We start from the raw sequence: 9,175 nt of genomic DNA, 5'->3' as shown, positions 1-9,175 counted from the left end.
GGTCGTGGCTGAATTTCGCTTACCTTGGTTCCGCGCTGTCCGCTCGGGCGGCCGGATTAATAGGGAACGCGGTGCGGTCCATACGGACCAATGCCGCGGCTGCCCCCGCAACTGTAAGCGGCGAGCGGCCCTCCATCGACGCCACTGGTCCCCGCACGGGGCCGGGAAGGCGGAGGGATCGCAGCGACCCGCGAGCCAGGAGACCTGCCAGGGTCACGTCACCCAACCCACGCGCGGGGTGCGCGAGGGTGCGGTCGTCCCGCAGCGGTGATCGAGAGAGCCGTCCGCCGGGACGACGGGGTGTTCGCGCTTCGTCCTCCGGAAGACCCGAAAAAGTCACGTCCGCGAGCGCCTGGCGCCGCGGCGATCATGGAGGCGCGTCTTGCGCATGAGGTGCCGCACCGCAGCCGCGGGGGCGATAGCCCACGCATGCCTTTTCACGACCGCTGTCGCTCAGCCCGCCATCGAACTCGACGAGATCATCGTTTCGGGCGGCCTGACACCAGTCGACGCGCAAAGCTTCGCGCGCGCCGTCACCATCATCGACGCCGCAGAGATCGCGCGCCGAAATCCGCGCACCTTCGCCGACGTGCTGCGCACGGTTCCCGGCGTCGCCGTCAGCCGCAGCGGCGGGCCGGGCGGTTTCACCCAGGTCAGGGTGCGCGGCGCCGAGGCCAATCATGTGCTCGTTCTGATCGACGGCGTGGAGGCGCCGGATAGCTCGGCAGGGCGGGACTTCTCCGCTCTCTCGCCCGATCTCGTCGAGCGGATCGAGGTGCTGCGCGGGCCGCAATCGGCGCTCTACGGCTCCGGCGCGACGGCCGGCGTCATCAACGTGATCACCAAGGGCGGCCTGCGCAACGCCGTGCGTCTTTCGGGCTCGCTGGAAGGGACCACCGCGCCCGGCGGTGTCGGGACGGGCCTGTTCCAGGGCGGAACCGACCGAGCCGACATCGCGCTCGGCGCGTCTTTCCGAAACGACGCCGGGTGGGACGTCTCGGGCGAAGACGGCGAGAAGGACGGCCTGCGCGACCTTCAGTTCAACGCCCGCGGCTCAGTCGACCTCGCCGACTGGGCCCGGCTACGCGGCAACCTGCGCTATGCCGACCGTACCGGCGAGTTCGACGACACGGCCTTCGGGTGCGGCGGCCCCGACTGCTATGTGGTGGACGCGAAAGGAAGGGAGGTGGAGAGCACGCTGCTTCTCGGGGGGGTGTCGCTCGACCTCGACACGTTCGGCGGAGCGCTCGTCCACACGCCGAGCGTGCGGTACTCAGAGGAGGATTCGGAGAACAAGGGGTCTTTCGGCGTCAGCACCAACGACGTGTCGACGCTCAACCTCGGCTACCAGGCGGCGCTGACCTTCGGGGCCGCAGACCAGCATACCGTCGTGGGCGCGCTTCAGTGGGAGCGCGAGACCTTCGACAACAGCGCCTCCGCAGAAGAACGCGAGCGCGAGCAGATCGGCTACGTGCTCGACTATCGCGGCAACCTCACGGAGGCGCTGTTCGTGCAGGGAGGCCTGCGCTTCGACGACAACGACGCATTCGACGATTTCGTGTCGTGGTCGGCGTCGGCGTCCTATAGCTTCTTCGACACCGGCGCCCGGCTGCGCGCCTCGATCGGCCGTGCTCAGACCAATCCGACCTTCTTCGAGCAGTTCGGCACCATCTTCGGCACGTTCGAGGGAAACCCCAACCTCAAGCCCGAACGCAACTTCGGCTGGGACGTCGGGATCGACCAGAGTTTCTGGGGCGATCGCGCCCAGATCGGCGTCACCTACTTCAACGAGACGCTCGAGGACGAGATCGCCAGCCGCAACGTCGGCGGCGTCTCCTCCCCGATCAACCTCGACGGGGAGAGCGACCGACAGGGCGTGGAGCTGACTGCGCGCATCGCGCCCATCCCCGGCCTGACCCTCGGCGCAAGCTATACCTATCTCGACGCCACGGAGCCGGACGGCGCCGTGGAGGTGCGACGCCCGAAGCACAGCGGGGCGATCGATGCGACGTATCGTTTCCTCGACGATCGCGCCATGGTCGGCGCCGAAGCGGTCTGGGCGGCCGAAGCCGTCGACTTCGACTTCGGCGACCCGAGCTTCACCTCGCCCCGCGCCGACCTCGACGACTACGTGCTTGTCAACGTCAGCGCTTCTTACGCGATCACCGAGACCGTCGAGCTCTACGCCGGCGTGCGCAACCTGTTCGACAGTGGCCATCAGGAAGTGCTGGGCTACGCCGAGCAGCCGATAACCGGCTTGCTGGGACTGCGCGCGTCATGGTGAGCATGCCTGTCGCCGGCCCTGCGCCGACCGAAGTCCAACGCGCCGGGAACGGCGCGCTCCGACGCGAGAGCTGGGCGTTGCCCACCGATGCGGCTGTCCTCGAGACCTTCCTGCGTGAGACGTTCGAGACCGGCTGGCGCGACATCCGGTTCGGTCCGATCATCGAGGGCGCAGCCTATGAGTGGCGCTGCCCTGCCGCGCCTGCGTCGATCACGCTCCACGACGGCTATCTGACGATCGTGTTCCCCGGCGGCGGACATTTTCACCTCTGCGTCGGCGACAACATGGCTGTCCCACCGGAGCAGAGAGCACGGCGACGCCCGGGGGCGGCGCGGCTGTTTCGCGCCTTCGGTCGCGACGGCAAGCCCTGCAGTTGGGGCTTCGAGATGGAAAACGGCGCGGGCGAGCCGATGCTGTCGATCTTCTTCCCCAACCCCTTCATCGACACCGACGACACCCTGGCCGAGACGCCTGACTGGTCGCGGCTGGCGATGTGGCGGCGCGTCGCGGCGCGCTGGCTCGGTCGCGCGCCCGAGGGTCTCGACGAAGAAGGACGGGGCTTCAGGTGAGACGCCTCCTTGCCCTCGTTCTGGCGCTCGCATGCGGCGCGGCCGCGGCCGCGCCGGGCCGTGTCGTTTCGATGAACCTGTGCACGGACCAGTTGGCGATGCTGCTGGCTGCGCCGGGCCAGCTCGTCTCGGTCACCCGGCTGGCGCGCGACCGCTCGACCTCGATGATGGCGACCGAGGCCGCGGCGATCCAGGTCAACCACGGGCTGGCCGAGGAGGTGTTCCTGATGCAGCCCGATCTGGTCGTGGCAGGAACCTTCACCACCCGCGCCACGGTCGGGATGCTTCGGCGGCTCGGCTTCGAGGTGGTCGAGTTCGCGCCGGAGACGTCCTTCGACGACGTCCGCGCCAACATCCGCAAGATGGGCGCGGTGTTGGGACGTGAACCACAGGCCGAGGCGATGGTCGCGACCCTCGACGCCCGCCTCGCCGCGGCGTCGCTCCCGACGACCGGGCCGCAGCCGCGGGCGGCCTTGCACTACGCCAACAGCTACACCTCCGGCGCCGGCACGCTGGCCGATGCGGTGGTGACGGCGGCGGGACTCGCCAACGTCGCCGCCGAACGCGGCGTGGCCGGTACGGCGCGGCTGCCGCTCGAAGCGCTGGTGATGGCCGATCCGGACCTGATCGTCTCGGGACGGAGCTACGACCCACCGGCGCTCGCACAGGAAGTCATGGCGCACCCGGCGCTTCGCGCTGTCAAAGGTGACGCGGGCGAGGCGGTGGTGTCGGATGCGCGCTGGATCTGCGGCACCCCCTTCACGGTCGACGCCGTGGCGGCGCTCGCAGCCGCCGCTCGCGGCCTTGCGCCATGACCGAAGATGCGCGGTTCCACGCGACGCTCGCGGCGCTGACGCTTCTCGCGGCGGGGCTGTTCATGGCCTCGGTGCTGACTGGCCCCGCGGGCTTGGCTTTCGGAGAGAGCCTGCGCGCGCTGGCGGGCGGCGAAAACGAGGCCGCGCGGCTCGTGATGCAGGAGATCCGCCTGCCGCGCGCCATTCTCGGGGCGCTGATCGGCGCCACGCTGGGGCTGACCGGCGCGGCGCTGCAGGGGCTGCTGCGCAACCCGCTGGCCGAACCGGGGCTGCTCGGCGTCTCGGCCGGCGCCTCGCTCGGCGCGGTGCTCGCGATCTACACCGGTCTCTCCGCCGTCTTCGCTCTTGCGCTGCCGCTGGCGGCGCTGGCTGCGGCGGCGGTCGCGACCGGCGTCGTGATCGGACTCGCCGCCGGCGGTTCGGCGCTGACCTTGATCCTCGCCGGCGTCGCGGTCTCGAGCCTCTGCGGGGCTCTCGTCTCGCTCGCCCTGAACCTCTCCCCGAATCCGTTTGCCGCGCTCGAGGCGGTGTTCTGGATGCTCGGCTCGCTCGCCGACCGGTCCTGGGACCATGTGCGCCTCGCCGCGCCATTCATGCTGTTGGGCTGGACGCTGCTGTGGGGGACAGGGCGCAGCCTCGATAGGCTGACGCTGGGCGAGGAAGCGGCCGCGTCAATGGGTGTGGCGGTCGGGCGGCTTAGACTGCGCGTTGCGCTGGCGACCGCGCTCTCGGTCGGCGCCGCGACGGCGGTGGCGGGGGCGATCGGCTTCGTCGGCCTGGTCGCGCCACACCTTCTTCGACGCGTCGTCGGCGCGAGGCCGTCGCGACTCGTGCCGGCGGCGGCGCTGGCGGGGACGTCGATCCTGCTCGCGGCCGATGTGACTGCTCGCCTGATCGCGCCGACGCGAGACCTGAAGCTCGGCGTCCTCACCGCGCTGGTGGGCGCGCCGTTCTTCCTGCGCCTCGTGCTGCAGGCGAGGGACCGGCCATGACATCCCCGCTGCTCGAGGTCGAGGGGCTGAGCGTCACGCTCGACCATCGAGTCGTGGTGGACAACGCCGCGCTGGTCGTTCGGCCCGGCGAAGTCGTGGGTCTGATCGGCCCGAACGGCGCCGGGAAATCCTCGCTCCTGCGTGCGGCTCTGGGATTGGTCCCGGCCAGCGGCGCACGGCGTCTCGCGGGTCGCGACGCGGAGCGGCTGACCCCGGCGGCCCGCGCGCGCGTAGCCGCGTTCATGCCGCAGGGGCGCGAGATCGGCTGGCCGCTCAGCGTGCGCGCATTGGCGGGACTCGGCCGTCCCGGCGACGGCCCGGACGACAGAGCCGCGGTGGCCGAGACGCTGGCGCGGCTGGGCCTCCAGGCGATGGCGGACCGACCCGCGACGCGGCTTTCGGGCGGCGAGCAGGCGCGCGCGCTCATGGCCCGCGCGCTGGCGCAGGACGCTCCGTTGATCGTCGCCGACGAACCCTGCGCCGGCCTCGATCCGGCGCAGGCGCTGGCGCTGGTCGCCGTACTGCGGGGAGAGGCCGCGCGGGGTCGTGGCGTCTTGCTCACGCTGCACGATCTCGGCCTCGCCGCCAACGGCTGCGACCGGCTGGCTGTCATGCAGGGCGGTTGCATCGTCGCCGACGCCCCGCCCGCCGAGGCGCTGACCGCGCCGCTGCTCGCCGCCGTCTACGGCGTGAGCGTCCATCTCGACCGCGCCGGGAGCGCTCTGATCGTTCAACCCCTCGCCCTCGCCGAAGGAGAGCCGCCATGACCGACGCCCGACCAGATCTGCGCGCCGTGCTGTGCGCTGCGCTCGCTGATTGGCGCGCAGCATGGAGCGTCGGCGCCTTCGGCGCGATCGCGGAGTTCCACCAGGCGCAAGGCGAGGCGCCGCGCATCGACGACCCCGCCGGGCTGACCCGCGCCACCGCCCGAGGCGCCGTCCGCATCGATCGGCTGGACAACGTGATACCGGTCGCCTGCGAGACCCTCAATCGCCAACCCGACAGCTGGGGGCACGCTGTCGCCCTTTGCCTGGCCGAGGCGGAAGCGGCGCGCGCTTCGAGAACGACGCTGACCGAGATCGGCCCCGACGCCGACGCGATTCTGCCTCACGACAAGGGAAGCCTACTGTTCGACATGGGCCTCGGCCTGGCGCAGGTCGACTTCTGCGTGCGCACCGCCGACCCCGAGCTGATCCGCGCCCTGCGCGCCGGCGCCGGGCGCCCGGTTTTCGACCCGGCGAGCCCTGCGCTCGCGGCGATCCTGTCGCGCCACCCGCATCGCGTCGCCTTGTCGTCTGTCGGTCGCGTCGAGGTGTTCCAGAAGATCGGCGGACCAGAGACCGGGGGAGTCTCCCCCGAGGGGCCGCACACCCATGTCCTGCCGAAGCTGCTCGCCGCCCGCAGGACGCATGCGGCGACGATGCCGATCCCTGAAGGTCTTGTCCCCTGCGCGATGCTGCACCCCGCCCATCCGCTTCGCGATCCGCTGGGTCGCTCGACGCCATTCGACGCCGAAGCCCATGCCGCCTTCGCGCGGCTGAGCGCGGTCTGGGCGCCGGCCGTTGCGGCCTCGGTAAAGACAGCGGCGCTGACCGCGCTCGAGGCCGGCCAAGCGGCCGAGGACTTCCCCGCACCGCAAGATCGGCACGCCCGCGCCGCCTTGCGGATCGCGCTGCGCCAGCAGCGATGGGTCAAGGGCCCCGACCCCTTGCTCGACGCATGGCGCGCGCATTTCGACCGCGTGGCAGCCGAGGACGAAACCGGTGAAGAAGCCGGAGAGAACGCATGACCGCGCGCAGGATCATCGAACCTACGCAGCGGATGACCGACACGATCGGCCGCGGCGAACGCGCAGGCTGCGCGCGCTGTCCGTCGCCGGCGCGACGTCCTCGCTCGTCCCCTCACGCGATCGCGCGGCCGCGCGATGGTATGAGAAACGACGTTGATTTTCATATCGCTCGCCCCGAAGGTCGAGCGAAGCTTCGAAAGGGAGGTCCTCGATGAATCGCATGCTGCGCTCCGCGTTCGCCTTCACCCTTGCCGCCGTCGCCGCCGTTGGAACCGCCCGCGCCGAGGCGACGCTCGACTTCGCATGGCCGTCCAATGTCGGGCCGCTCAACCCCCACCAGTACTCGCCGAACCAGATGTTCGCCCAAGGCATGGTCTACGAGCCGCTCGTCCGCTACCTGCCCGATGGCTCGGTCGGCGCATGGCTCGCAACGTCCTGGGAGATTTCGCCGGACGGCCGGGTCTACACCTTCCGGCTGCGCGAGGGCGTCACCTTCTCGGACGGCACGCCGTTCGACGCGACGGCGGTGAAGTTGAACTTCGAGGCGGTGATGAAGAACCGCGAGCGCCATGACTGGCTCGAACTGGTCAACCAGATGGAGAGCGTCGAGGCAGTCGATCCGCTCACGGTGCGGCTGACGCTGAAGGGCCCCTATTATCCCGCGCTGCAGGACCTCGCGCTGGTGCGGCCAGTGCGGTTCCTCGCGCCTTCGGGATTTCCCGAGGACGGCGACACCGCGGAGAAGATCGGCGCCCCGATCGGCACGGGTCCGTGGATGCGGATCGAGACGCGCCTCGGCGAATACGATCTGTTCGCGCGCAACCCGCGCTACTGGGGCGATGCGCCGGCCTTCGATCAGGTCAAGGTGAAGGTGATCCCCGACCCGAACTCGCGCGCCGTGGCGCTCGAGACCGGCGACGTCGATCTGGTCTATGGCGCGGACGGCCCGATCTCGGCCGACGCCTTCGCGCGGTTCCAGGGGACCGGGCGGTTCCAGGCGGCGATCTCCGAGCCGCTGGCCACACGCGTGATCGCGCTCAACTCGAACCGCGCGCCGACCAACGAACTCGCCGTGCGGCAGGCGATCAACCACGCGGTGGACAAGGACGCGCTGATCGCCGGCGTGCTCTACGGGCTCGAACGCCGGGCGGACACGCTGTTCTCGACCAATCTTCCCTATGCCGACGTCGGCCTCGCGCCTTACGCCTTCGATGCGACGAAGGCCGAGGCGCTGCTGGAGGCCGCCGGATGGACGCGACCCGCGCCCGGCGCGACGCGGACGAAGGACGGCGCGCCGCTCGCGCTTGAGCTCGCCTTCGTCGGCAACGACGCCACCCACAAGGCGATCGCCGAGGTGATCCAGGCCAATCTCGCCGCGATCGGCTTCGAGGTCAGCCTGATCGGCGAGGAGCCGAGCGCCTTCTACGCCCGCCAGAACGACGGCCGCTTCGGCATGATCTTCGGCGACACCTGGGGCACGCCCTACGACCCGCACTCCTTCGCCTCGTCGATGCGGGTGCCCTCGCACGCCGACTATCAGGCGCAGCTCGGCCTGCCGATGAAGGCCGACATCGACGCCACCATCGGGGCCGTTCTGGTCTCGACGGAGGAGAGCGAGCGGGCCGCGCTCTGGCGCTCGCTGCTGACCACGCTGCACGAGCAGGCGGTCTATCTGCCGCTTTCCTACAAGACCATGATCGCAGTGGCGCGCCCCGAGGTGACGGGTCTGAGCTTCGGCGCGACCGAGTACGAGATCCCGTTCGAGAAGCTCCGCCCGGCCGGAAACTGACGCGGCGCTCGGGGCGGGGGCGGCGGCATGGCGCGCTACATCCTCTGGCGGTTCGCGATGTTGCCGCCGCTTCTCTTCGGCGTCTCCGTGGTGATCTTCGTGCTGCTGCGTCTCGGGCAGGGCGATCCGGCGATGGAGTATCTGCGGCTGTCGCGCATTCCGCCGACCGCCGAGGCGTTGACCGAGGCCCGGGCGATGCTCGGCCTCGACCGACCGCTGCTGGAGCAGTACCTGAGCTGGGGATGGGGCGTCCTGAACCTCGACTTCGGGATGTCGTATGTAACGCGGCGTCCGGTTCTGGACGAGTTCCTCACCTACCTCCCCGCGACCCTCCAGCTCGCCGGCGCGGCCTTCGCCCTGACCATCGGCGTCTCGATTCCGCTCGGCATGTGGGCGGCGCGGCGGCGGGACGGCTGGCCCGACCACCTGGTGCGCGGCGTCGCGTTCTTCGGCGTCTCGGCCCCGAACTTCTGGGTCGGCTTCCTGATGGTGATGCTGTTCTCGGTGTCGCTCGGCTGGCTGCCCGCCATGGGGCGCGGCGGGCTCGACACGCTGGTCATGCCGGCTCTCGCGGTCTCGCTGATGTCGCTCTCGATCAACGCCCGCCTCCTGCGCGCCAGCATGATCGAGGCGCAGGGCCAGCGGCACGTGCTCTACGCGCGGCTGCGCGGGCTCTCCGAGGGCCGGATCGAGCGCGGCCATATCCTTCGCAACGCCCTGCTGCCCATCGTGACCGCCGCGGGCATGCATGTCGGGGAGCTGATCGGCGGGGCGCTCGTCGTCGAGAACATCTTCGCCTGGCCCGGCGTCGGACGCTACGCGGTGGGCGCAATCTACGCCCGCGACTATCCCGTGCTGCAGGGGTTCGTGCTGCTCATGACACTGATCTTCGTGCTGATCAACCTCGCCATCGACATCCTCTACGCCTGGATCGACC

General features: G+C 70.4%; 8 protein-coding genes and 1 riboswitch. All 8 genes read left to right on the top strand.

The window, feature by feature from the left end:
* The first annotated feature begins 8 nt into the window (after window positions 1–8).
* A riboswitch (cobalamin riboswitch) is annotated at window positions 9–226 on the top strand.
* Window positions 227–388: 162 nt separating this feature from the next.
* Window positions 389–2,284 carry a TonB-dependent receptor plug domain-containing protein gene (locus V7Q31_RS15500; RefSeq protein WP_333834768.1) on the top strand — a complete coding sequence of 632 codons (1,896 nt, stop codon included), beginning with the start codon at window positions 389–391 and terminating at the stop codon, window positions 2,282–2,284.
* Window positions 2,278–2,853 (top strand): DUF7676 family protein, encoded by a 576-nt coding sequence (locus V7Q31_RS15495; protein ID WP_333834767.1) that lies wholly within the window; start codon window positions 2,278–2,280, stop codon window positions 2,851–2,853. Before V7Q31_RS15500 ends, V7Q31_RS15495 begins: the two co-directional genes overlap by 7 nt.
* On the top strand, window positions 2,850–3,668 hold the full coding sequence (locus tag V7Q31_RS15490; protein ID WP_333834766.1) for an ABC transporter substrate-binding protein: 819 nt from the start codon (window positions 2,850–2,852) through the stop codon (window positions 3,666–3,668). Before V7Q31_RS15495 ends, V7Q31_RS15490 begins: the two co-directional genes overlap by 4 nt.
* Window positions 3,665–4,660, top strand: coding sequence for a FecCD family ABC transporter permease (locus V7Q31_RS15485; RefSeq protein ID WP_333834765.1), 996 nt, complete (start codon window positions 3,665–3,667; stop codon window positions 4,658–4,660). Before V7Q31_RS15490 ends, V7Q31_RS15485 begins: the two co-directional genes overlap by 4 nt.
* Entirely contained in the window at window positions 4,657–5,427 is a 771-nt protein-coding gene (locus V7Q31_RS15480; protein ID WP_333834764.1) for an ABC transporter ATP-binding protein, read from the top strand. Before V7Q31_RS15485 ends, V7Q31_RS15480 begins: the two co-directional genes overlap by 4 nt.
* On the top strand, window positions 5,424–6,449 hold the full coding sequence (locus tag V7Q31_RS15475; RefSeq protein WP_333834763.1) for a DUF6925 family protein: 1,026 nt from the start codon (window positions 5,424–5,426) through the stop codon (window positions 6,447–6,449). Before V7Q31_RS15480 ends, V7Q31_RS15475 begins: the two co-directional genes overlap by 4 nt.
* Before the next feature lie 211 nt (window positions 6,450–6,660).
* Entirely contained in the window at window positions 6,661–8,238 is a 1,578-nt protein-coding gene (gene nikA / locus V7Q31_RS15470; RefSeq protein ID WP_333834762.1) for a nickel ABC transporter substrate-binding protein, read from the top strand.
* 27 nt (window positions 8,239–8,265) lie between these two features.
* Window positions 8,266–9,175 (top strand): nickel ABC transporter permease subunit NikB (gene nikB / locus V7Q31_RS15465; RefSeq protein WP_333834761.1); only part of this gene is annotated, 910 nt, incomplete at its 3' end.

The organism is Rubrimonas sp. (genome assembly GCF_036788415.1).
Lineage (GTDB): Bacteria > Pseudomonadota > Alphaproteobacteria > Rhodobacterales > Rhodobacteraceae > Rubrimonas.
Note: the sequence above shows the minus strand (reverse complement) of the source record. Positions and strands in the feature narration are given on the sequence as shown.

Coding starts and splice junctions, on each gene's coding strand:
- V7Q31_RS15500 (WP_333834768.1), top strand. CDS start 389: ATGAGGTGCCGCACCGCAGCCGCGGGGGCGATAGCCCACGCATGCCTT.
- V7Q31_RS15495 (WP_333834767.1), top strand. CDS start 2,278: ATGGTGAGCATGCCTGTCGCCGGCCCTGCGCCGACCGAAGTCCAACGC.
- V7Q31_RS15485 (WP_333834765.1), top strand. CDS start 3,665: ATGACCGAAGATGCGCGGTTCCACGCGACGCTCGCGGCGCTGACGCTT.
- V7Q31_RS15480 (WP_333834764.1), top strand. CDS start 4,657: ATGACATCCCCGCTGCTCGAGGTCGAGGGGCTGAGCGTCACGCTCGAC.
- V7Q31_RS15475 (WP_333834763.1), top strand. CDS start 5,424: ATGACCGACGCCCGACCAGATCTGCGCGCCGTGCTGTGCGCTGCGCTC.
- nikA (WP_333834762.1), top strand. CDS start 6,661: ATGAATCGCATGCTGCGCTCCGCGTTCGCCTTCACCCTTGCCGCCGTC.